At 60.6% G+C, this 23,240-nt stretch carries 24 protein-coding genes; 8 read left to right on the forward strand and 16 right to left on the reverse strand.

Going from position 1 to position 23,240, the window contains the following annotated elements; all coding sequences use genetic code 11:
• The 8 genes from flgH to ACXAC3_RS02065 are packed head-to-tail and all read right to left on the reverse strand — an operon-like array spanning position 1 to position 4,029.
• The gene (flgH, locus tag ACXAC3_RS02030; protein WP_475155302.1) at positions 1-732 is read right to left on the reverse strand and encodes a flagellar basal body L-ring protein FlgH; all 732 of its coding nucleotides are present in this window, start codon (positions 730-732) and stop codon (positions 1-3) included.
• A complete protein-coding gene (flgA, locus tag ACXAC3_RS02035; protein ID WP_475155307.1) occupies positions 732-1,148 on the reverse strand; it encodes a flagellar basal body P-ring formation chaperone FlgA in 417 nt (138 codons plus the stop codon). Before flgA ends, flgH begins: the two co-directional genes overlap by 1 nt.
• On the reverse strand, positions 1,148-1,933 hold the full coding sequence (flgG, locus tag ACXAC3_RS02040; RefSeq protein WP_475155311.1) for a flagellar basal-body rod protein FlgG: 786 nt from the start codon (positions 1,931-1,933) through the stop codon (positions 1,148-1,150). Before flgG ends, flgA begins: the two co-directional genes overlap by 1 nt.
• A 22-nt stretch (positions 1,934-1,955) precedes the next feature.
• Complete coding sequence (locus ACXAC3_RS02045) at positions 1,956-2,666, reverse strand: flagellar hook-basal body complex protein (RefSeq protein WP_475155316.1); 711 nt, start codon at positions 2,664-2,666, stop codon at positions 1,956-1,958.
• Positions 2,666-2,938: a flagellar biosynthetic protein FliQ gene (locus tag ACXAC3_RS02050; RefSeq protein ID WP_475155322.1), complete on the reverse strand. Its 273-nt coding sequence runs from the start codon at positions 2,936-2,938 to the stop codon at positions 2,666-2,668. The genes ACXAC3_RS02045 and ACXAC3_RS02050 overlap by 1 nt, the downstream gene beginning before the upstream one ends.
• A gap of 4 nt (positions 2,939-2,942) precedes the next feature.
• Positions 2,943-3,233, reverse strand: coding sequence for a flagellar hook-basal body complex protein FliE (gene fliE / locus ACXAC3_RS02055; RefSeq protein WP_475155328.1), 291 nt, complete (start codon positions 3,231-3,233; stop codon positions 2,943-2,945).
• 11 nt (positions 3,234-3,244) lie between these two features.
• Positions 3,245-3,631, reverse strand: coding sequence for a flagellar basal body rod protein FlgC (gene flgC, locus ACXAC3_RS02060; protein ID WP_475155334.1), 387 nt, complete (start codon positions 3,629-3,631; stop codon positions 3,245-3,247).
• Between the two features lie 11 nt (positions 3,632-3,642).
• Complete coding sequence (locus tag ACXAC3_RS02065) at positions 3,643-4,029, reverse strand: FlgB family protein (RefSeq protein ID WP_475155339.1); 387 nt, start codon at positions 4,027-4,029, stop codon at positions 3,643-3,645.
• Positions 4,030-4,116: 87 nt separating this feature from the next.
• Between ACXAC3_RS02065 and ACXAC3_RS02070 the strand changes: the two genes are divergently transcribed.
• The 6 genes from ACXAC3_RS02070 to ACXAC3_RS02095 all read left to right on the forward strand — a co-directional run bounded on the left by ACXAC3_RS02070 (position 4,117) and on the right by ACXAC3_RS02095 (position 11,355).
• Entirely contained in the window at positions 4,117-5,454 is a 1,338-nt protein-coding gene (locus tag ACXAC3_RS02070) for a FliI/YscN family ATPase (protein WP_475155344.1), read from the forward strand.
• A gap of 84 nt (positions 5,455-5,538) precedes the next feature.
• On the forward strand, positions 5,539-6,375 hold the full coding sequence (locus ACXAC3_RS02075) for a flagellar motor protein MotB (protein WP_475155347.1): 837 nt from the start codon (positions 5,539-5,541) through the stop codon (positions 6,373-6,375).
• Positions 6,376-6,473: 98 nt separating this feature from the next.
• Complete coding sequence (locus tag ACXAC3_RS02080) at positions 6,474-7,769, forward strand: flagellar hook protein FlgE (protein ID WP_475155349.1); 1,296 nt, start codon at positions 6,474-6,476, stop codon at positions 7,767-7,769.
• A 33-nt stretch (positions 7,770-7,802) separates the two neighbouring features.
• Positions 7,803-9,254: a flagellar hook-associated protein FlgK gene (gene flgK / locus ACXAC3_RS02085; RefSeq protein WP_475155351.1), complete on the forward strand. Its 1,452-nt coding sequence runs from the start codon at positions 7,803-7,805 to the stop codon at positions 9,252-9,254.
• Positions 9,255-9,262: 8 nt separating this feature from the next.
• A complete protein-coding gene (locus tag ACXAC3_RS02090; protein ID WP_475155355.1) occupies positions 9,263-10,264 on the forward strand; it encodes a flagellin in 1,002 nt (333 codons plus the stop codon).
• Entirely contained in the window at positions 10,261-11,355 is a 1,095-nt protein-coding gene (locus tag ACXAC3_RS02095) for a flagellar basal body P-ring protein FlgI (RefSeq protein WP_475155358.1), read from the forward strand. The genes ACXAC3_RS02090 and ACXAC3_RS02095 overlap by 4 nt, the downstream gene beginning before the upstream one ends.
• Before the next feature lie 45 nt (positions 11,356-11,400).
• On the opposite strand, the gene ACXAC3_RS02100 is transcribed toward ACXAC3_RS02095, so the two are convergent.
• Genes ACXAC3_RS02100 through ACXAC3_RS02135 form a run of 8 tightly spaced genes read right to left on the reverse strand, consistent with a single transcriptional unit; the run spans position 11,401 to position 19,068 of the window.
• A complete protein-coding gene (locus ACXAC3_RS02100; protein WP_475155362.1) occupies positions 11,401-12,045 on the reverse strand; it encodes a DUF1523 family protein in 645 nt (214 codons plus the stop codon).
• A gap of 10 nt (positions 12,046-12,055) precedes the next feature.
• Positions 12,056-12,322 (reverse strand): hypothetical protein, encoded by a 267-nt coding sequence (locus ACXAC3_RS02105; RefSeq protein WP_475155364.1) that lies wholly within the window; start codon positions 12,320-12,322, stop codon positions 12,056-12,058.
• Between the two features lies 1 nt (position 12,323).
• Complete coding sequence (locus ACXAC3_RS02110) at positions 12,324-13,661, reverse strand: DUF6638 family protein (protein ID WP_475155367.1); 1,338 nt, start codon at positions 13,659-13,661, stop codon at positions 12,324-12,326.
• Between the two features lie 30 nt (positions 13,662-13,691).
• Complete coding sequence (locus ACXAC3_RS02115; protein WP_475155371.1) at positions 13,692-14,612, reverse strand: restriction endonuclease; 921 nt, start codon at positions 14,610-14,612, stop codon at positions 13,692-13,694.
• Positions 14,605-16,542 (reverse strand): AAA family ATPase, encoded by a 1,938-nt coding sequence (locus tag ACXAC3_RS02120; protein ID WP_475155376.1) that lies wholly within the window; start codon positions 16,540-16,542, stop codon positions 14,605-14,607. The genes ACXAC3_RS02115 and ACXAC3_RS02120 overlap by 8 nt, the downstream gene beginning before the upstream one ends.
• 22 nt (positions 16,543-16,564) lie before the next feature.
• Positions 16,565-17,683, reverse strand: coding sequence for a hypothetical protein (locus tag ACXAC3_RS02125; protein WP_475155381.1), 1,119 nt, complete (start codon positions 17,681-17,683; stop codon positions 16,565-16,567).
• A complete protein-coding gene (locus tag ACXAC3_RS02130; protein ID WP_475155383.1) occupies positions 17,680-17,967 on the reverse strand; it encodes a hypothetical protein in 288 nt (95 codons plus the stop codon). The genes ACXAC3_RS02125 and ACXAC3_RS02130 overlap by 4 nt, the downstream gene beginning before the upstream one ends.
• 21 nt (positions 17,968-17,988) lie before the next feature.
• Positions 17,989-19,068: a hypothetical protein gene (locus tag ACXAC3_RS02135; RefSeq protein ID WP_475155387.1), complete on the reverse strand. Its 1,080-nt coding sequence runs from the start codon at positions 19,066-19,068 to the stop codon at positions 17,989-17,991.
• Positions 19,069-19,339: 271 nt separating this feature from the next.
• Here ACXAC3_RS02135 and ACXAC3_RS02140 point away from each other — a divergent pair, with 271 nt between their 5' ends.
• On the forward strand, positions 19,340-20,815 hold the full coding sequence (locus ACXAC3_RS02140) for an NAD-dependent succinate-semialdehyde dehydrogenase (protein ID WP_475155391.1): 1,476 nt from the start codon (positions 19,340-19,342) through the stop codon (positions 20,813-20,815).
• A gap of 133 nt (positions 20,816-20,948) precedes the next feature.
• On the forward strand, positions 20,949-23,132 hold the full coding sequence (locus ACXAC3_RS02145; protein WP_475155394.1) for an esterase-like activity of phytase family protein: 2,184 nt from the start codon (positions 20,949-20,951) through the stop codon (positions 23,130-23,132).
• The last annotated feature ends 108 nt before the right edge of the window (positions 23,133-23,240 follow it).

A 23,240-nucleotide genomic window follows, 5' to 3' on the forward strand; every position in this document is an offset into this window, starting at 1 on the left:
TCAATAGGGCAGCACGGCATCCAGAATCTGCTGACCGATACGCGGCTGCTGCACATCGGTGATCTGCCCACGCCCGCCATAGGACACGCGGGCAGAGGCGATCTTGTCATAGGTGATCTCGTTCTTGCGAGAGATATCCTGCGGTCGCACATAGCCGGCCACCAACAGCTCGCGCAGTTCGAAATTGACCCGCAGCTCTTGCGAGCCCGAGATCGACAGGACACCGTTTGGCAATACGTCGATCACTGTGGCGGCAACCCGGAGGGTCAGTTTTTCCTTGCGTTTCACCGATCCTTCGCCGCTGCTTTTCGAGGACGAGTCGATCGAAACCGCTTCTTCCAGCGTGGCTCCGTCCGGCAAATGCTCGGCCGCGCGCTGGGGCAACCCGAACAGGCCGACGATCCCAAGGGCTTCGGACCCCGAACGGGACCGTTCCGTGTCATTCGAGAATTCGGCCTTCTCGTCCAGCTCGATCACCACTGTCAGGATGTCGCCTTTCTTGATCGCCCGCTGATCGCCCAGCAGCGACTGCTGACCGCCACTCCAGAGCGAGGATCTGTCGACATTGCGCTGCGGCTGTGTGTGCAGGGGCAGACCGGGCCACAACATCGCGACATGTTCCGGCAAATCTTCATTGGGTGTGAAACTGGGAGGCTTTCCCAGATGATCCACGCGCCCGCAGGCCGACACCGCAATCACGGCTATCCACAGCGCTTTCGATAATCCTGACATCATTTCACCTCGATTAGGCCGTCCGGCCGGATAACGCCTGTGACGGTCGACCGCGACGACAGGTTCATGACCCGGATCCGGTCACCCGCCGCGCCGCGGCCCAGCGCGCGGCCTTCGGCCGTGATCGACAGGGGGCGGCGGTCGAACACCAGGACCACCAGATCGTTGCGGTCGACAAGCGCTGGCGGTCCGAAATCGCTGTCGTGAATGGGGCGCCCGGGATACAGGGCCTTGCGGGCCTCTTGCCCGATCAGCGTTTCGGGCTCGGTCACTGCACCCGGCACCTGCCGGGCGCTGACTTCCAGATCGCCTGCCGTTATGATTTCCTTTGCACGAATGGTGCGCGTCGGAACGACAATGTCGGCGCAGAGAAGAGCCGGCCAAACAAGCGACACAAACAGGGCCAGAACCCGCATCACCGCACCTGCGTGGTTGCGCCCATCATCTGATCGACCGCGGAAATGACCTTGGCGTTCATTTCATATCCCCGCTGAGCCTCAATCAACTCGGTCACCTCGCGCACCGCATCAACCGAGCTGTCTTCGAGATATCCCTGACGCAAGGTGCCCAGACCGTCTTCACCCGGGGTGCCGACCACCGGCGCACCCGAGGCTTCGGTCTCCTTGAACAGGTTGCTGCCGATCGCTTCGAGCCCCTTGGCGTTCGAGAAGCTGGCCAAGGTGAACTCGCCCAATAGCTGCCCCTCCGGCGCATCATCGAAATAGGCATAGACCTCGCCCGAAGCATTGATCGAGATCGACCGGGCGTCGTCGGGTACGGTGATTTCCGGAGCCACGGCATAGCCGTCCGACGTGACGATCAGCCCCTCGGCCGAGCGTTTCAGACTGCCATCCCGTGTATAACCAGATTGCCCGTTGGCCAGTGTCACCTCCAGGTAACCGCGCCCCTCGATGGCGACATCCAGATCGCTGCCGGTTGCAGACAGCGCGCCCTGCGCCAGATGCACCGTCACCGCCGCGGGGCGCACCCCCAGCCCCAGCTGAACACCGGTTGGCAGGACCGTCCCGTCATTGGCGTTCACCGTCCCGGCCCGCGCCATCTGCTGGTAATGCAGATCCGCAAATTCCGCCCGCCGCGCGTTGTAGCCGGTGGTGTTCATGTTCGCCAAATTGTTCGAGATCGTTTCGACCCGCATCTGCTGCGCGGTCATGCCTGTTGCCGCGATCTTCAATGCCCGCATGTCGTGCCCTCCTGTTTACAAATCACCGCATCATCGCCTTGAGCGCGCCGCGAACTCGTTCGTCCTCGGTTTCCAGAAAACTCTGCCCCAGTTCATAGGCGCGCTGGATTTCCACCAGACGGGTCACCTGTTCGATGGCATTAACGTTGGAGCCTTCAAGGAAGCGGTGCAGCACCACCGGCGCGTCGACGGGATCTATGTCACCCTCTGCCCGGAATTGCGTGCTGCCCTCGCGCACCAGCGTTGTTGGATCGGCCACGCGGTAGACACCGATCTGCCCCAGCAACTGGCCCTCGACGCTCAGCGTGCCGTCGCTGCCTACATCGACCGAGGCCGCGTCGGGCGGAATGAACACGGGGGCGCCGTTCGCGTCCAGCACCCGGTGCCCGTCCATCGTGACCAGATCACCCTCGGCGCTTGGTGAAAACGCCCCCGCACGCGTCAGCCGGTTTCCAGCAGGTGTTTCGACCATAAAGAACCCATCGCCTTCGATGGCAAAGTCGAATTGACCGCCGGTTTCGGTCAGCAAGCCCTGCTGCAATGAGGTGTTGCGCACTTCGGCCCGGCTCATCGACAGCGACGGGTTCCCCGGCATGTCGCGCACAAACTCCGAGAACACGAGCCCCTGTGCGCGGTAACCGGTGGTGTTGGCATTGGCGATGTTGTTCGCCACCAGCCGCATTTCATTCATCAATCCGCTTTGACGGGACAGGGTGACATAGGCGGTATCCATCAGCGACCTCCGGCGATTAGTGGGATGAGTGTTCCTGTGAAAAACGTCACCAGCGTCTGGGTCATGAATCCCATGGAAATCCAGAACACGACGACGATGGCGATCAGCTTGGGGACGAAGGTCAGCGTCATCTCCTGCACCGAGGTCAGCGCCTGGAACAGGCCCACGACAAGGCCCGAGATCAGCGCCACCGCCAGGATCGGAACCGAGGTGATCACCGCGACCCACAGCGCCTGACGCACGATGTCATAGAAAAGACCTTCGCTAAGCATCAGGTCAGACCGGCATCCGCAGGATTTCCTGATAAGCCTCAACCACCTTGTTGCGGACTATGACGGCGGTTTCCACGGCCAGCTCGGTCTGCGCCAGTGCCTGAACCAGCGCGTGCGGATCGGCTTCACCCATCATGGACGATTGCGCCATCTGTTCACTGTGTTTCAGCGTCGCGGCAAAGTCCTGAAAACCGGACCGCACCCCCTGAGACAGGCTGGCGTGATCGGGGTCGGCCTGCGTGGCCGGGCGGGCAACGGCATAGTTCTGCGCCGCGGTCAGGGATCGGATATCCATTCTGGCGTCCTTTATTTTCTGAGGAGTTCCATCAGGCTCGACGACATCTGGCGTGTCTGGTCGAACATCTTGAGATTGGCTTCGTAGCTGCGCTGCGCTTCACGCGCATCGGCGATCTCGATCATCAGATCGACATTCGAGCCGTGGTAGTGGCCGGTGTCATCCGCCATCGGGTGGCCGGGGTCATAAATGCGCGCGCCGTCGCGGCGGTCCAGCGTCACCCGCCCGGCCTGCACAATCTCCTGGCCGCCCTTTTCGGCGGCCTCAAACGGAACCGTCTTGCGCCGGTAGCCCGGCGTATCGGCGTTCGAGATATTCTCGGACACATGGCGCAGCCGCGCTGCCTGCGCGCGCAGGGCGCTGGCAGAAGCGGTCAGGGAGTGGGAAAAGTCGCTCATCTCTCTGCCCCTTACGCCCGGCCAAGACTGCTGCGCAGGATGTTCAGGGATGACTTGTAGATGGTCAGCGCCCGGTCGTGCTGGCGCCGGACCTCCACCGCCTTCAGCATTTCTTCCTCGATGGAAACACCGTTTCCGTTGGGATCGCCCGCGGGCGCGGCCACGAATTCGGGCCAGGTCCGCGCGGCCGTGCCGCCATGCAGGTGACCCTGCCGCGTGGCGGTCATGGCATCCGCGCCACCTGTGTTTTCGAATGTTTTCTGAAAAGCCTCGATATCGCGGGGCTGGTAGCCCGGCGTATCCGCGTTGGCCATGTTGCGCGCGATGACGGCCTGCCGTTGCCCGGCATGGGTTGCCATTGCGTACGCGGTCTTAAAGACGTTCAGGTCATAGAACATCGGGGCTTCTCCCTCGATCAATTTCAATCAAGGCTTAACCCCGATTCCTTTAGAAAGCGTTTTCAGAAACCCGTTGGAGACCCCATGATGTCCGATCTCGACCCGATGCTTCTGAAATGCGAATTCGACCGGCTGTCTGCCGTGCGCCATATGGGCCGCGTTGCAGGCGTGGCGCGCGGCGTCATTGAAATACAGGGGTTGGAGGCACAGGCGCGGGTTGGTGATCACCTAACCCTGCAGCGGCGCAGCGGACCGGATTTGCCGGGTGAGGTGCTGCATGTCGAACCGGACCGGATCCATATGATACCCGCTGCCGCGCCCGATGGGGTCAGCCTAGGGGATCGTGTGATTCTCGATCAGACACCGGCCTTCGCGCCCGGGATGCACTGGCTGGGGCGGGTGGTTGATCCTTTTGGCAAGCCGCTTGACGGCAAACCTCTGCTGGCGGGCGCACAGGAGCGGGACATAATGCAATCCCCGCCCCCGGCCGTTGCGCGCAAACCGCTGGGGGTCCGGATGGAAACAGGGCTGGCCATGCTGAATACCCTGCTGCCTGTGGTGCAGGGGCAGCGGATCGGCCTGTTCGCCGGGTCCGGGGTCGGGAAATCCACCCTGCTGGCGACCCTGGCGCGATCCATGCAGGCGGATGCCGTGGTCGTGGCGCTGGTGGGCGAGCGCGGGCGCGAAGTGAATGAGTTTGTCGGTCACGCGCTGGGGGCCGAGGGGATGAAGCGCTCGGTCGTGGTGGCGGCAACATCCGACCAGTCGGCCCTGGCGCGCAGGCGGTGCGCGTGGTCGGCCATGTCAGTGGCGGAATATCTGCGCGATCAGGGGCTGAACGTCCTGTTTCTGGCCGATTCCGTCGCGCGGTTTGCCGAGGCGCACCGGGAAATCGCCGTCGCGATGGGCGAGCAAGCGTCGCTGCGGGGGTTTCCGCCATCCGTCACCCCTCTGATCGCAGGGCTGTGCGAACGGGCGGGGCCAGGTACGGCGGATCAGGGCGATATCACCGCTGTGTTCAGCGTTCTGGTTGCCGGGTCGGATATGGACGAACCGGTGGCCGATATCCTGCGCGGTGTACTGGACGGGCATATCGTGCTGAGCCGCGAGATAGCGGAGCGCGGGCGCTTTCCCGCCATCGACCTCAGCCGTTCGGTCTCGCGCAGCCTGCCGGGCGCCGCGACGGAAGAGGAAAACCGGATGATCGCGGACACCCGCAGGCTGGTCGGCAGCTACGAACAATCCGAGGTGATGATCAAGGCCGGCCTTTATGCCGAAGGCGCGGACCCGCTGCTGGATCAGGCGGTGCGTGTCCATGATGATCTGGATGCGTTCTTCGGCAAACCCGAAACGGATGGGATCCAAAACAGTTTCAACCATTTGCAACTGATCCTGCGCCGCGCCAACACCGGATTTCCACGCTAGAGAATCAAGACAATTTTAAGTGTTAAGCCCGCCTTAAGACCTGCGCTGCTACCCCGGTAGCCGGGTGATAATAAGGTGGTGGAGATGGGTGCGCACACAAACGCGGCGCCGATCATCATCAAGAAGAAACGTGTGTCAGGTGGCGATGGTCACCACGGCGGTGCGTGGAAAGTCGCGTATGCAGACTTTGTCACGGCCATGATGGCGTTCTTCATGTTGATGTGGCTGCTGAACGCAACGACCGAAAAGCAACGCAAGGGGCTGGCAGATTACTTCTCGCCGACGATTCCGGTCAACCCGGTGTCGGGCGGCGGCGACGGGGCCTTTGGCGGCAACAATATGTTTTCTGAACAGACTATGGTGATGGATGGATCCGGCGCCGCAAAACGCCACCCCACCGTGGCCAGACAGGCGCGCGGGTCAATCGGCGTGACCCCGGAGGGCGGTCAGGAGATGTCCGAGGATTTTTCCACGCTTGAGGCCCAGCTTCTGGGCCGGACCGGGGAAAGCATGGTGTCGGACAAGGTGTTCAAACACATCATCACGCGTGTCACCGACGAGGGGCTGGTGGTCGAACTGTTCGACACCGACGATCAGCCGCTGTTCGAATCGGGAACCGACAAGCCCACGGCGATGATGCGTGCACTGGCACTGCTGGTGGCGCGGTCCTCGGATCTGGTGACCAATGATGTGGCCGTCGAAGGGCATGTCAGTGCCTCGCCGGTGGTTCTGGCCTACGACCCGTCCTGGGATACATCGACCGCGCGCGCGCAGGCGGTGCGCCGGATGCTGCAGGACAAGGGCGTTGCACCGCCAAGGCTGGATCGCGTCACCGGGCATGCTGACCGGGAGTTGTCGGACGAAAACCCGATGGCCGCCCGCAACAACAGGATCGAGATCATCTTCCTGCGCAATTCCTGAGTGCAAAAGGATAGGCGGCATTTTACCTGTTAGCCCGCTGTTAAGGCGCAACGCGTTACCTGTTGCATCAAGGATTGACGCAACAGAAGGGCGTGCAAATGACAATTTCCTCTTCGCTGAATGCCGGTGTGGCCGCGTTGAAGGCCAATGCCAACCGACTGGCCACTATTTCGGACAATATCGCGAACTCCTCGACATTTGGATACAAGCGGGTTGAAACGGATTTTCATTCGATGGTGACGTCCGGCCAGGGCGGAAGCTATTCGGCGGGCGGTGTCAGAACCACCAGCCAGCGCCTGATCGACCAACGCGGGCCGCTGGTCACGACCAACAACTCGACCGATCTGGCGGTACGCGGGCGTGGCATGCTGCCGGTGCGCCCCAGCTCGCAGATCGCCGGCGGGTCCAACGAAATGCTGCTGACCACGACCGGATCGTTCCGCACCAATGAGGAAGGGTATCTGGTGACGGAATCTGGCCTTGTCCTGCTGGGCTGGCGGGCAAATGCCGATGGCACGATTCCCTCGGTCCCGCGCGATACGCCGGCGGCGCTGGAACCCGTCCAGCTGAGCGTCAATCAACTGTCCGGCTCACCGACCACCCAGATGAACCTGCGCATGAACCTGCCGGCAACAGCCACTGATGCCGGGGCCGCAGGGGACACTCAGCCCTTGTCGGTCGAATATTTTGACAATCTGGGCAAATCCGAAAGCGTGGATATCGAGCTTGTGCCGACTGTGCCCGCAGCGGGAACCAGCAATGAATGGACCATGATCCTGCGCGATTCGGCCTCGGGCGGTGCGGTCATCGGCGAATACACCCTGACCTTTACCGACAGCCGGACGGCAGGCGGCACCCTGGCCAGTGTCGCGGCGGTATCGGGTGGTGCCTACGACCCGGCAACCGGCAGCGTTCTGGTCAACGTCGCGGGCGGCCCGATGGAGATCAATATCGGTCAGATCGGGGATGCGGATGGGATCACACAGCTATCCGATACATTTGCACCGGTTTCGATTACGCGCGACGGTTCGGCCGTGGGAACGATGACCAGCGTGCAGGTCGACGAAAACGGCTATGTCTACGCGTTCTACGATACCGGTGTCAGCCGCCGGATGTATCAGATTCCGCTGGCGGATGTGCCCAATCCGAACGGATTGACCGCGCTGGACAGTCAGACATACGCGCCGTCGCGGGAAAGCGGGACATTCTTTCTGTGGAACGCGGGCGAGGGTCCGACCGGCGATCTTGTTTCCTTCGCGCGCGAGGAATCCACCACCGACGTCGCGACCGAGCTGACCTCGATGATCCAGACCCAGCGCGCCTATTCCTCCAGCGCCAAGGTTATTCAGACGGTGGATGAGATGCTGCAGGAAACCACAAACATCAAACGCTGATCTGAGTTTTGACCCGGAAAGGGGGCCTGCCTCATGAACATGTCGACAGCACTCAGCAACGCTTTGGGCGGGCTGACGGCCGCCAGCCGCGGTGCCTCGGTCGTATCGGGAAATATCGCAAACGCTCTGACGCCCGGCTACGCCCGCAGGTCGCTGGAGCTGGCAACAAACACGATTTCGGGCCATGGGGTGCGCACGGTCGGAGTGGTTCGGCATCAGGACCCGGTCCTGACCGCCAATCGCCGCGCAACCGATGCGGATCTGGCGCAGCAGACCGCCCTGGCCGATTTTCACAGCCGGTTGGAAAGCCTGGTGGGGTCCGCGGATGACGCAACATCGCTTGCGGCACGGCTGGCGGAATTCGACAGCAGCCTGATCACCGCGGCCAGCCTGCCCGACTCGGCCGAGCGGCTGGATCAGGTCGCCCGCACCGGGCGCGACCTGGCCACAAGCCTCAACGCCGCGTCCGAAGGGGTGCGGCAGATGCGATCCGACGCCGATCGCATGATTGGCAAGCAGGTCGACAGGCTGAACCAGACGCTCAGCGACATCGAGGAGCTGAACGCCAAGATCCCGGCAATCAAATACGCGGGCGGTGACATCGGTGCCCTTCTGGATCAACGGCAGGTACTGATTGATCAGGTCAACGAACTGGTGGCTGTGAATGTGGTGCCCCGGGCCAACGATCAGGTCTCGCTATATTCGGATGGCGGTTTGATCCTGCTGGAATCCACGGCGGCGGAGTTCTCATTTGCGACGACCGGTGACACCAAACCCCACATGACGATGGCCAACGGCCTGCTGTCCGGGTTGGAGATGAACGGAAACCCCGTGCGCGTCAGCGGAGAGTCAGCGCAAATTCGCGGCGGGGCACTGATGGCGCAGTTTCAGGTGCGCGACGAGCTGGCCGTCGAAGCACAGGGTCATCTGGACATTCTTGCCCGCGACCTGATCGAGCGGTTCGAAACCCCCGGTCTGGACCCGACAGCGATGCCCACGGATCCGGGTCTGTTCACCGATGATGGCAACCGGTTCGACGTGACTGCCCCGGCCGGGCTGGCGGGGCGTATCAGCCTGAACGCGATCGTCGATCCTGACAGCGGCGGCGACAGCTGGCGATTGCGTGCCGGGCTGGGTTCGGCGGTTCCCGGCAACCCGGGTGATGCCACGCAATTGCGGGCCTTCAGTGCCATTCTGGGCGATGCAAGGCCGGTGGCTGGGTCGGTTTTTGGCACCGGTGACATGCGCGCCGGCGATGTTGCCGAAGCGCTGCTGTCCCGAACCGGCGCGGCGGCCCATACCGCCCGCCAACGTCTGACTTTTGCCAACAGCGCCCAGCTGGAAATGGCTCAGATCGAAGCCGAACGGGGTGTGGACACGGATCAGGAATTGCAGCGCCTGATGCAGATCGAACAGACCTATGCCGCAAATGCTCGGATCATCTCGGTGGTGGATGAGCTGATGGATACATTGTTGAGGTTGTGATGATAAACATGACGTCTATCGGTGACCTTGCCAGGGGCATGACCCTGCGAACCCGATCAACGGAAATCAAAACTCAGATCGAAACCCTGTCCTACGAACTGTCTTCGGGGAAGGTGCAGGATGTGTCTGGCCGTCTGGATGGCGACTATTCGCACCTTCTGGATCTGGAACGCAGCTTGTCCAGGCTGGACGCCTTCAAGGTCTCGACGGCCGAGGCTGGCCGGTTCACCGACGCCATGCAGCTGAGCCTGACCACCGTGAACGACTCGGTAACCGAGTTCGCCGCTTCGTTGTTGTCTTTTGGAACATCGAATCAGGCTGTTTCGCATGAAAACGCGTCTGTGCAGGCCCGGAATGAGCTGGATACGATCATGTCCGCGCTGAACACGCGCTCGGGCGGGCGCAGCCTGTTTTCGGGTGTGGCCACGGACGTGTCGCCGCTGCCATCGGCAGGCACGCTAATGACTGCATTAGAGGCTGAGCTGACCGGTCTGACGACAGCGTCTGATATCCGCCAGACCGCCGAGGACTGGTTCAACGACCCGGCGGGTTTTGATGCGGTGATCTATCAGGGTTCGGGCACATCGCTGGCACCGATGCAGATTTCCGAACATGAATCGGTCTCTCTGCCTCTCACCGCAACCGATCCCGCGATCAAGGACGTTCTGCGGGACATTGCCGTCGCCGCCGTGGTATCTGACAACGCCCTTGCGTTACCGCCGGACCAGCGCACCGCCCTGTTCACACAGCTGGGCGTCGATCTGGCCAATACCCAGAACGAGGTCGTGAACCTGCGCGCGCAGGTCGGCGCGGCTGAGGCAAGGATCGAGCAGGCCGCCTCGCGCAACAGCGCGGCCCGAACAAGCCTGGAATACAGCCGGAACGAACTGATCGCCGCCGATCCGTATGACACGGCTGCGCAGCTTCAGACTGTCCAGTTTCAGTTAGAGAGCCTGTATTCCGTCACCGTTCGCAACGCGAACCTGTCGCTGGTGAATTTCCTGAGATGAGGGTTCTGGTTTTCCTTTTGGTGCTACTGCCATCCATGCTGTCCGCCGGCACGATCCGGCTAAAGGATCTTGTGGATTTCGACGGGGTGCGGGGCAATGATCTGGTGGGATACGGTCTGGTTGTCGGGCTGAACGGTACCGGCGACGGGCTGAGAAACGCGCCTTTTACCGAAGAGATCATGTCGAACATCCTTGAACGGCTGGGCGTGAATGTCACGGGGGAGGATTTTCGCCCCAAGAATGTCGCCGCCGTTCTGGTGACGGCCAGCCTGCCGCCCTTTGCGCGCGTTGGCGGGCAGATCGACGTGACCGTCTCTGCCATCGGGGATTCCAAAAGCCTGCTGGGCGGGACCCTGATCATGACGCCACTCAATGCGGCGGACGGCCAGATCTACGCGGTTGCGCAGGGCACGGTTCTGGCCGGTGGCGCGGTCGCCGGAGGTGAGGCCGCCTCGGTCGTGCGGGGCGTGCCCACATCGGGGGTGATCCCGTCCGGCGCGCGGGTCGAGCGCGAAATCGATTTTGACCTGTCTGCCCTGACGCAGATGCGGCTGGCCCTGCGGGAGCCGGATTTTACCACCGCAAGCCGTATCGAGGCCGCGATCAACACCGAGTTCAACCGGGCCGTCGCCATCATGCGGGATTCCGGCACTGTCGAGCTGAACATCGCAGCAACTCAGTCGATTTCCACGGCCCATGCGCTAGGGCGGATCGAGAATATTCTGGTCGAACCCGAAACCAAGGCCCGGGTTGTTGTCGATCAGCGCTCGGGCACGATCGTCATGGGGCAGGAGGTGCGCATCTCACGCGTGGCCGTGTCACAGGGCAACCTGACCCTGACGGTGGAAGAAGCGCCCATTGCCGTGCAGCCCAATCCGTTTGCACGCGGCGAAACCGTCATTGTCCCCCGCACCATCGCCGGGATCGAGGAAGAGGAAGGCACTGGTCTGGCCGAGATACCCGAAGCCACCACATTGTCCGAGGTCGTGGCCGGGTTGAACGCGCTAGGCGTGTCCCCCCGCGATATGATCGACATTCTGAAAACCATCAAGGCCGCGGGTGCCCTGCATGCCGAGTTCGTCGTGCGATAGCCCGCCTGACACCAAGGGAATCTCGGGATCAGATAACCTGTGCCGTCACTTGGCCTTCCAACTGTCCAGCCAGCGCCTGAACCTGCTGCCCCGTTCCTCGATCGCGTCACCGGCGGCGTACAGCCCGTCTTCGACGCTTTCCAGCATCGGGTCGATGCGACGTTGCCGAAACCGGCGCCAACGCACCCAGATCGCCCAGACAATGGCAAAGAACACGGTCAGGAAAATGATGTTGAACCACGGGATCAGCCGCACATCCGGCCCCTCCACATGTTTGATCGAGACCGCGTTGGGAAAGATCGACATGAACTCATTTCGCCACCCGTAATGTGTGACAACCACCCAGTCCGGGTCATCCTTGTCCGAGATCGCGTCATTGGCTTCGGTATACAGGTTCGCGGTGTCGAATTTGAAATAGGGCGGCCACCCCCAGCTTGTGTCCTCATTCCGGTAGACGATCGGCTTGCCGTTTGCGCGCACGGCCTGAATGAATTGCACGTCGCGGTTTGACAGGCTGGTGGATTGATCATCAGGCTCGGACCAGAAGATCCGGGTCCAGTCATTCAGGTCCTGCCGTTCCTCATAGGTGTTCACGATCCGCACGACATCGCGCTGCGGCAGCGAATATTGCAGGATCACGGCGATCGTGCCCCAGAAAACGATGATGAACGCCCATTTCAGAAAGGCCATGCCGTAACCCTCACATGTAATTCACAATATAGATCAGCGCGCCAATCGCCACCCAAGGCACAATATAGACGCCCAGGATCAGTTTGCGCCGAAACGAATTGTCATAAACGTGCAGACCACGTTCGACAAATGCCTGTTTATTGCCCTGTTTGCCTTTCTCGTCCCACCAGGTCTCCAGCTTGCGGCGGCGCACGTTGCGCGAATAGAGAGACAGCGCAAAATATGCAATCGTCTGGATCACCAGCAGGATCAGAAACAGGCGTAACGCTCCGAACATCTTACCCTTTCCTCACCGCGCCCCAGGGCCCGACACGGGCAATCACCGCATCGCTGACCCGGTCTTCACCGCTCATGTCCGGCTCATGGCCGAATAAAGCCGCGCGGGCGCCAGCCTTGTCCACCTGATACTCGCGCGCGAGGAAGTCGGCAACATAGGCTTTCTTCGCCTCCGTCCAGGTCGCATAGGTCCGATAGAACAATTCCTTATGGCAGATGAACATCTGGCGCGGGTCCAGCGGGGCGAGCTCGGCCAGCAGCATGTTCACCAGATCGCGATGCGGCGTATCGGCGGCGCGCAGCGTGTAGAAATAAGCCGGATGATCCGAGGTGATACGCGGCCACGGACCGCCATCCCTGGCCCAGCGCAGCAATTGAGCCAGCCCGTGATAGGCTTCGGGCAGTCGATCTGCATGATTGCGGGCTAGCCGCCGCATGTCGCCCCGGTCCAGCCCGGTCAAGTCGACGCCCGCATCCGCCGCGGCGTCGACGGTCAGGAAATCCATCTTCTGTTGCAGGATCGCGGCGGCATCCACACCACGCGCTTCAATGATCGTTTCGACCAGATCATTGTAACCTAGGAACTTGGCGATCTGGTTCCGCTGCGACGGGTCGAATGTGTATTTTATCGGCAGATCGTCGGGCTTGTCGCCCATGCAGATCGCCGCCGGATGGTCGAGATCGGGAAACAGATACAGCCCGCCGTAATGCGCCGTCCAGAAATTGCGCTGCTCAAACGCGGTATGGTGCAGGCGAACGGGGTTGCGGGTGACGTCGCCGGTTTCCTTGGCCGTCTCGATCATTTTTGCGATCAGCACATCGTCGAACCAGGCATCCTCTTCGGTTTTGAACTGCTCGACCATGCCCGCCAATTGCTGGGCCTTGCGCAGCGTTCCGCCGGCAGTGTCGGCCTCGATCTCGATCTTGCGCAGGTTCAGCAGGTCGCGCGGGGTGGTGAGTTTGATGACCGAGTTCACCAGCTCTCCGGCCACCGCATCGGTGGCGGTCAGGGCGAACAGCTGCGCCTCGTTCATGTCGATGAATTCGCGCAGGATATCGCGCGAGGTCGAGAATTTTACGTTCAGCAAAGGCGCGCGTTTCTGCTCGGTCGTCAGCAGAATGAACTGCCGGTTGACCCCGTTGGGGTTGAGGTAGAGCTCTTCCTCCAGCTCAATCCCCACCTCGGGCGAATAGCCCGAAATATCGACATGAAAATCCGTCAGCGCTGTGGTCTTGCCCGCCAGTTGCTGCAACGCGCGGTTATACCGCTCGACCAGAGCCGGGCTGGAGATGTGGACGAGGTTGCCGAACATCAGGCCTTTTTTGATGAGGCGGATCACTAAGCGGATCTTCCTTCTTTTGGTTTAATACTAAACGCTGGCAAAGAACTTCTCATCGATTGTGACCGCCTCAATCATTTCTGTCGCAACACCGAGTTCATTTTCTTTGAGCAAATCACACAGTCGATCTCCGTCAATTAGGTCAATCGCGGTAGCCCCATCTCTCGTGGCTTCATCAGATGCTTGCGCGGTGAAAGTTCCAGTCGTTATGAAAAGTCCTTTGTCTGCTCGTCCCATCATCGCGCCTCTAAAGTCGCGAATTTCCGATGATCCAACGCTTCCTTTGTAACGTTTGCACTGAAAGAACACCTGAAATGAAACGAGGTTCACGCGAAGTACGCCAACACCATCGATACCACCATCACCGGATTTTCCTCGAACCTCGACTTTGGTAAAACCTGCTTCCCGAAGCAAACGCTGTGCTAAACGCTCAAAGGCGTAAGGATCCATTTGCTTCAAAGTAGAGAGCAACCTGGATTTCCAGGTCTCTGTGTCGGGCGTCTCTTCGGTTTTTCCAGTATGATCAGTAGGTGAAAACAATTCGGGCTCGTCACCGTTTTGTTGTTTTTTCTTCCGTCGCTCGCGAGCTCTAGCTTTTTCTTCCTCGTTCACTTGGTCGATTATTTTCTGAGTATCGCCAATCGTTTCAATCGTACTTCCGAACTCAGTTAACGCCCAAATACCACGAGCGGAATTCTCGAGGGCACCACCCTTCTTCAAAAAGGTTCGAGCCCAAGCCAGATAATAGTTCAATCTTGGCTGACCCTGATTGGTTCCAGTCATCATAAAGGATTGTTCTTCCTCAGAAACACCTTCGATTTCGGCGACCTTCTCGTCCAGTTCATAAATACTCGCTGAGCCACCTATCTGCTTCATAGCTTCGACGGTTACCAACATCATCCCGGACATTTCCGGGTAACCTTCGGCCTCAATAACAAATTTTCTATCCAATGTTCTTTCCTTCAATATACCGCCGCTTTGCCTCTTCCATCCGGCCCATCTCGCGGACGGCGTTCTCGATGGCGACTTCGTCGCTCTTGTCGGCATAGCGGAACTCGCTGTCGGCGTAGCGGTTGATCTCCTGGATCACCATCTCGACCGTGATCGGCCGGCGCAGGTCCTCGATCATGGTCTTCTTGGTGTCGTAGTCTCGGAATAGGAACAGGTCGGGGTTCTCCATCCACTCGTCGGGCAGTTCGAAATCCATCGCGCGGACCTTGACCGCGTCGGTGATGTTCTTGATTGCGCGGCCGGTGAAGCGCTCATCCGCCTGCTGGATCGCCTTGAGGTAGGTGCCTAACTTGGCGATCGTGTCCATCTGGCCGATATCGCCGGACACCCGGTCATAGACCTGCAACAAGGCGTCCTCATGCGGGCGGGAATGGCTTTCGAAACTGGCGGCGACGGCCTTTTTGATTTCCTGCGCGGCATAAGCTTCGTGTTCGCCCAGCGGGATGTCGTGGTTGCGACCCATCAGCAGGTGCAGGATGTCGATATAATCCTCGCGCGTCTGCGGGCCGTCCACCAGGAACCGCGCGCCCGCCCGCTGGCGCAGGGCGTCGTCCACATTCTCGGGGTAGTTCGAGAACATGCCAAAGGTGCAGTTGCCACGCACGACGGTGTTGGCGCCCGCAAAGCTCTCCATCAGCACGGCGGTGATTTCCAACTGCCCGGCGGACGATTGCCGGTCGCCGCGTTTGCCCGCCAGCTGGTCGATATCGTCGATGGTGCCAAAGCCGATGACCGAGGGGTCGATGATCGTGTTGATAAACGCCTTGGCGTTCTGGCCGGATTTGCCCTGATAGCTGTCGATATTGTCGGTGCTCAGGTTCTGATAGCGGAACGGATAGCCCGCATTCTGGCAATAGTCGTTGATCAGCCCGGCCATCATCTGGATCAGGGTGGTCTTGCCGGTGCCTGGCTTGCCGTCACCCATGAAGGTAAAGATGAACCCGCCAAGCTCGGCGAACGGGTTCAGGCGGCGGTCGAAATCATAAGCCATCACCATCTTGGCCAGCTTCATCGCCTGATATTTCGCGATATGGTTGCCGACCACCTCGTTCGGCTTCTTGAACGTCATGGTCAGGGTGGTGGATTTGGCTTTTGAGGCCGGCTCAAAACCCCGGATGGTCAGATCGTCGGCCTCGATATGCCAGGCGGCGTTCTGGAACGGGGCCAGTTGGCCTGCGGACTGGGCGCGCAGGGAGGCTTTTTCCATCAGTTGCTCGGCATAGGCGCTGGTGGTCGCGATCAGATGGGCGTCATCTGGGGCGTGTTTGGCAAGGGTTTGGTCCAACTCCCACAGCGCGCCGTGCAGGGCAAGCTGGCCATTGTCGGTCAGGACCTCTTCGATCTCACCGATATCAACGGTGGTTTCGCCCAGATGCGAGGACATCAGATAGGCCAGCGCATTGCCAAACACATGCGTAGTGATCAGAGCTTCAGCCGTCAGAAGTTCCGAGAACTCGGTCTTGCGGGCGGCGGGCAAATCCCCGGCCAGATTCGCCCGCTTCAGATCCGCCAGAGGGGTCTGTTCCGCATAGGCCTCGGCCACGGCCAGAGCAATGGCGATGGCACGGCGGATGGCCTGCTGCGTGGTGGCCTGAGGCGGCGAGACCAGCGTATCGCCATCATCCGAGGCCTCGATCCGTTCGACCAGATGCACCCCGTCAGCACGCACGGTTCGGCGCGTCACCAACCCCGGCGTCGTGGAACGGAAACGCCGGCCGGTGGACACACCCGGGGATCGTTCGACCGCCGCCTCAACCGCCTTGGCAATGCGCGGCGCGTGCTCGAACCCGTTCAGCAAGGCGGTCGCTGCGGGATAATGCTTGCGAATGTCGGCTTCGCGCAATTCCATCAGATCTGACGTCAAACTCATCTCAAAATCGCCTTTGCTGTCTTCAATATCTCAACACCTGCCCGGACTTGCTGACCACGAACTTGCGCACATCACCAAAGCCTGGCGGGTTGCGTTCGGCCAAAACCTGAAACGGACGTTGCGGCAGGATGATAGACCGTTGGGTGCGGGTGGCCCCGGTTTCGGCCCCTTGCCCGCCAAACGGGTCGAGCGTAAAGACCTCGCGCTCAACGGTCGAGAACCACCCGGCGCGCTCTTCGATGACCTCTTCGCTTTCCAGTTCCTCGGTGGTCCAGGCCAGCGCCCAGTCCTGCCCCTCGGGCGACTGCGCGTCCTCCAGCACCTGCCGCAGCGGGCCAGATTGTTCGGTATAGGCCGAGGAATACATCGGCCCCACATGGATGCGCCGCAGGTGTTTGGGATGCAGGTCGTCGAAATCCTGATCGAACCCTTTGGCGATGGTCACCAGTTTCAACCCGCCCAGAGACTGCGCCATCAGATGCGCCTGCACTTCGGGCCAGCGGCGTTGGTCCTTGGGCAGGGCGGTTTTGCCGCTGTCCTCAAGTTGCATCAGGTAGATGACCGGCAGGTTGATCTGGCTATCATAGACGGCCCAGTGGATCAAAAACTTGCGCCGTTCGCCCTCATTCCCGATCCAGTGGCATTCGGGATCGTTACGGGCCCAGAACAGCTGACCTTTCAGCAATTCCTCGTAGTAGAGCCTTTGGGACAGCGCGAATTGCAGCTTGGTGGGGATTTCCCGGTCGCCGATGATGGTGCGGACCATGTCGGTTTTCAGGTCGTCTTCCGTGGGCATATTCGCCAGATGCACCTGCGCCTGCTGCGCGTCATTGGCCATGGTCAGCAGCTCGGCGGCCACCGGAAATCCGCTGTCGCGCTTATCCATGGCGAGGCTGCCAAAGAACCGCCCCGTATCACGCCCGACCAGCAGGTACTTCATGCTAAGCGCACGGAAGGTGTAGAGCAGACCCGAGAGGTAGCGCGACACGATCCGCACCTCTTGTTTCGAGATCGCGCCCTCCGCCTCCATCGTTGCGGCCACGCGCAGGAGGTGGACGGTGATCACCTCGAATTTGCGGAAATAGCGGCGCGAGGCGAAGGTGTCGGTTAGTCCCACATGGTCTTTTGTGGGGTCAGTCATGCATCACCGCCACCAATATCGGTCAGGTTTAGATTGGGAGGCTGAACGTAATCGCCGTCGGCACTTGTGGGTACGCTGTTGATGCCTTGCGACCTACGGAACATTTCCAATCGATAGGCCGACCACAAAGCGCCGATAACGCCAACGCCGCACAACAGATAAAACCCATTCACCATCATCGTCAGAAAGAATGCGAGGAATACGAGACCAATTGCGCCCCAAACAAGCTCACCGTTTCGCTCAACCCAAGTCTTGTTGCTATCTTGCTCTAAGAAAAATGGCATTCGTTGTGATCACTCTCGAGTTCATCCGCCATACAAGTTCTTATCATGCTTCTCGACGATCGAGGCGAACCGGCGGGCAAAGCGTTCATCCGCCTTGGCCTTTTTCTCCAGCACGTCGCGGGCAAAGACCATGTGGTCCTCATGCGCCTCAAGCATGTCGGCCATTTTCTGGTTGGTCGCGGTGCCGATGGCGGCCATCGCCGTCTGCGCCTCTTGGTCGGTCTGCACACCGATCTCGTTGATGCGGTGGGCCACGTCCTGCTGCTGCGCCGTTTTCAGCGATTTGGTCAGGGCGTCATACAGCACCACGCGCTGTTGCGTGTCTGTCTGCAGCTTGTTGATCAGCACCATCTGCGTCGCCGCCTGATTTTGCAATGAATCGACCCAGGTTTTGCCCTTTTCGATATAGCGCTCCAGCGTTTGGGACTTGGCCAGTTTGACCTGCTCTTCCTGAACCTTGGCGTTGTATTGCTTGTTCAACTCGGCCAGTTCGGTTTCCAACTGGGTCCGTGCAGCGGCGTCCTGTTCGACGCTGATCTTGTTTTCCAGCGTGATAATGGCCGGGTCCATGCCCTGAATTTCAGCGCGCAGCGCCTCAAGCTCGGCCACGGTCGCCTCCCGGTCGTCCAGCGTGCCGGTCAGGTTGTCCTCTACCTTCACGCGCTGTTCTTCCAGCACGGACAGCTGCCCTTCCAGCAGCTTCACGATCACGTCGGACTTGGCGATCAGGTCCTGTAGCTTGTCGTCGATATTGGCGGTGCGCATCCGCTCCTGCCGCATCGACTCGGATTTGGCCTTGGCGAAGATGCCGACAAAGCTCTCCCACCCGGTTTTTGAGCGCATTTCGTCGAAATCCTTGGAGAACGCGTTGGTGACGTCGTCCAGACCCATGATCAGCTCGGCGATATTGGCGTTCATCACCTCGGTATGGGCGTGAACGTCCTCAAGCGTGGCATTTTCGATGTCGATATCCGCCTCAGTGGTGCCGATCTTGGCCCGCGCGGCCTCGATCCGCGAGGTCAGCCCCTCGATCTGCGACTGGCTTTCACGCACTTTCGCCTGAGTCTCTTCGATCAAGGCTTCAAATTGCTGGTTCGACATCTCTGCTATCCCCTTTTTCCTTAATTACCCAATTAGATAGGGAATGTTACGGCCATTTACATCCCCTCGGGCCCGAAAATCATTCAGACTTTGGCAAACTCGCACTGAAAAAGATAGGCGCGATGCGGGACCTGATCCGGGAAGTGTTGACGGATTGCACAAAGGCCATCCGCCTCAGGTCTGGCTTGATCTGCCGCCGATAGTGGACATAGACAATTCCAGCGCCACCTGCTTGTGTGCGCGGGACACAATTCCTGCCGGAGGCCGACCCATGCTGGACGCAACAACCGACCTGAAATCCATCCTGAAGAATCCCGGCTTGCTGGTGACCAGGGCCTATATCGGCGGCCAGTGGGTGGATGGGGATAACGGCACTTTTGCCGTCACCAATCCGGCACGCGGCGATGTGGTGGCCGAGGTGGCGGATGTCAGCCGCGCGCAGGTCGCCGGGGCGATCGCACAGGCGGAGGCTGCACAAAAGGAATGGGCCAAGCTGACCGGCAAGGAACGCGCGGCAATCTTGCGGCGCTGGTACGATCTGATGATGGAAAACGCCGAGGATCTGGGCAAGATCCTGACCGCCGAACAGGGCAAGCCACTGGCCGAAGCCGTGGGTGAGATCGGTTATGGCGCATCCTTCATCGAATTCTTCGGAGAAGAGGCCAAGCGGGTCTATGGCGAGACGATCCCCGGCCACCAGCGCGACAAACGGATCATGGTAATGAAGCAGCCCATTGGCGTTGCGGCCTCGATCACGCCCTGGAACTTTCCCAACGCGATGATCACCCGTAAGGCCGGGCCGGCGCTGGCCGCAGGTTGTGCCTTTGTTGCGCGCCCGGCGACGGAAACCCCGCTGTCGGCGCTGGTGCTGGCCGCGCTGGCGGAACAGGCTGGCATTCCTGCTGGCGTGTTCAACGTGGTGCCTTCGTCCCGGGCCAGCGAGATCGGCAAGGAGTTCTGCGAGAACCCGGGCGTGCGCAAGCTGACCTTTACCGGCTCGACCGAAGTGGGGCGCATTCTGCTGCGCCAGGCGGCGGATCAGGTTATGAAATGCTCGATGGAGCTGGGCGGCAACGCACCGTTCATCGTGTTCGACGATGCCGATCTGGATGCCGCCGTCGAAGGCGCGATGCTGTGCAAGTTCCGCAACAACGGTCAGACCTGCGTCTGCGCCAACCGTATCTATGTGCAGGCCGGGGTATACGACGCATTCGCCGCCAAACTGAAAGCTGCGGTCGAGGCGCTGAAAGTGGGCGATGGTCTGAGCGACGGCACCACGACCGGTCCGCTGATCAACGATGACGCGGTCGCCAAGGTCGAAGAACACATCAAGGACGTGACCGACAAGGGCGGCGCGGTTCTGACCGGCGGCCTGCCCCACGATCTGGGCGGCACCTTCTTTCAGCCCACCATCGTCACCGGGGTCACGCAGGACATGCTGGTGGCGCAGGACGAGACCTTCGGGCCGCTGGCCCCGCTGTTCCGGTTCGAAGACGAAGACAACGTGATCGCCATGGCCAATGACACGATCTTTGGTCTGGCGTCGTATTTCTATGCCAATGACCTCAGCCGCGTCTACAAAGTGGCCGAGGCGCTGGAATACGGCATCGTCGGCGTGAATACCGGCATCATCTCGACCGAGCTGGGCCCGTTCGGCGGCGTCAAGCAATCCGGTCTGGGCCGCGAAGGCAGCCACCACGGCATGGCAGACTATCTGGAAATGAAATACGTCTGCCTGTCGGTCTGATCTGATCCGGCCATCGCCTTTAGGCGGTGGCCATTCTTTTTGCGCTTGTCATCAAACTGAATCGCAACCGTCACAAAACCGCAATGAACGGCGGCCATCCCTCTTGCGTCCAACCCAGAGAGGATAAACACCGATGTCATTGCGCTTTGTCTGCCTGACATCTGCCCTTGCCCTGACCGCCGGTCAGGCTGTGGCAGAGATGAATTTCAACCGGATTGCGTCTTTCCCCGTCGTCAAGAACATGGCTGAGGGGGCCGATACCAACCGCGAAACCTCGCCTGAGATCATCGCGGCCACCGCCGATGGCATGACGCTGGTCTATACCGACAGCCCGCTGGGTGTGATCGGCATGGTCGATATCACCGACCCTGCGAACCCCGCGCCGCTGGGTGCGATGGATGTGGGGGGTGAGCCGACTTCGGTTGGGATCATTGGTGAGACGGCCTATGTCGGCATCAACACGTCGGAAAGCTACACCGCGCCATCTGGCAAGCTGATTTCTGTCGACATCGCGAGCAAGGCGGAAACCGCCGCCTGCGATCTGGGCGGTCAGCCCGACAGCGTTGCCATCGCCCCCGATGGCAGCTTTGTTGCCGTCGCGATCGAGAATGAGCGTGACGAAGACCTGAACGATGGTGTTATCCCGCAGCTGCCCGCCGGTTCGCTAGCACTGGTGCCGCTGAAAGCTGGCACGTTGAATTGCGCGGGCATGAAGATGGCCTCGCTGACCGGTCTGGCCGAGGTTGCGCCGACCGACCCCGAGCCGGAGTTCGTGGATATCAACGGCCTTGGTGAAACCGTCGTCACCCTGCAGGAAAACAACCACATCGCGGTTGTCGACAAGGACGGCAATGTGGTCAGCCATTTCTCGGCCGGTAGCGTCGATCTGGAAGGCATCGACGCCACCGATGAACGCGGCGCGCTGATCTTCACCGAAAGCCAGCCGGGCCGCCTGCGCGAACCGGACGCGGTGAAATGGATCGACGACACCCACTTCGCCACCGCCAATGAAGGCGACTATGAAGGCGGCTCGCGCGGCTGGACGATCTTCCACAAGGACGGCACGGTTGTTTACGAAAACGGCACCGAGTTCGAAAAGGCGATCATTCAGATCGGCCACTACCCCGACAAACGCTCGGACAGCAAAGGGGTCGAGCCCGAAAGCGTGACCGCAGCGACCTTTGGCGGTACGCCGATGATCTTTGTAGGGGCCGAGCGCGCATCGGTCGTGGGTGTCTATGATGCCACCGATCCAGCAAACCCGGTTCTGAAACAGCTGCTGCCTTCTGGCGTCGGTCCCGAAGGCTATGTGGCGATCCCAGAGCGCAACCTGCTGATCTCGGCCAACGAAAAGGACCTGATTGAAGATGGCGGCCCCCGCGCGCATGTGTCGATCTTTGAATATCAGGATGCGCCCGCTGCTTACCCGCATCTGACCTCGGAAGGCGCGGACGAACTGATCGGTTGGGGCGCCCTCTCTGGTCTGGTCGCGGATGAGGACGGCATGATCTATGCGGTCAATGACAGCTTCTACGGTTTCCAGCCGTCGATCTTCAAGATCGACCCCAGCCAGACCCCGGCCCGCATCGTAGACGTGATCCGCATCCACCGGCAGGATGGCAACCCGGCGCAGAAGCTGGATCTGGAAGGTATCACGCTGGACGGCAAGGGTGGCTTCTACGTCGCCTCCGAGGGCCGTACCGACCGCGTCATCCCGCATGCGATCTATCATGTGTCTGCCGATGGTCTGATCAAGGACCGCAAGGGCGAGATCGGCCTGCCAGCGGAACTGATGGCGGTCGAGAAACGCTTTGGCTTTGAGGGTATCACCAAGGTTGGCGACACCCTGTGGTTGGCCGTTCAGCGTGAGTGGAAGGACGATCCCGAGAATCACGTAAAACTGGTTGCCTACAATCTGGACACCAAAGAATGGGGCGCTGTGCACTATCCCAAGGCGGACCCGGAAACAGGCTGGGTTGGCCTGTCGGAAATCGTGGCCTTCGGCGACCATGTCTACGTGATCGAACGCGACAATCAGCATGACCACCGCGCCGTGACCAAAAAGATTTACCGCATCCCTCTGTCCGAGATGACCCCGGCCCCGCTGGGTGGCCCTCTGCCCGTGGTCAGCAAGGAAGAGGTCCGCGATCTGCTGCCCGACCTGACCTCGACCGGCGGTTACGTTCTGGACAAGATCGAAGGTCTGGCCATTCTGCCCTCGGGCGAGGCGTTTGTAATGACCGACAATGACGGCGTCGACGATGCCTCGGGCGAGACGATGTTCTGGTCGATCGGGTCGGTAACGGCCGGGAATTGATCTTCATCCCACCTTGCTGATGGGCTCCGCGCGAACCGCGCGGGGCATTTTCTTTTGTTGGCGGGTTTGCGCCCTTTTCAGCATTTGCCGAGTGAGGGGTCACATGTA

Source organism: Ruegeria sp. ABV4_181 (assembly GCF_056158465.1).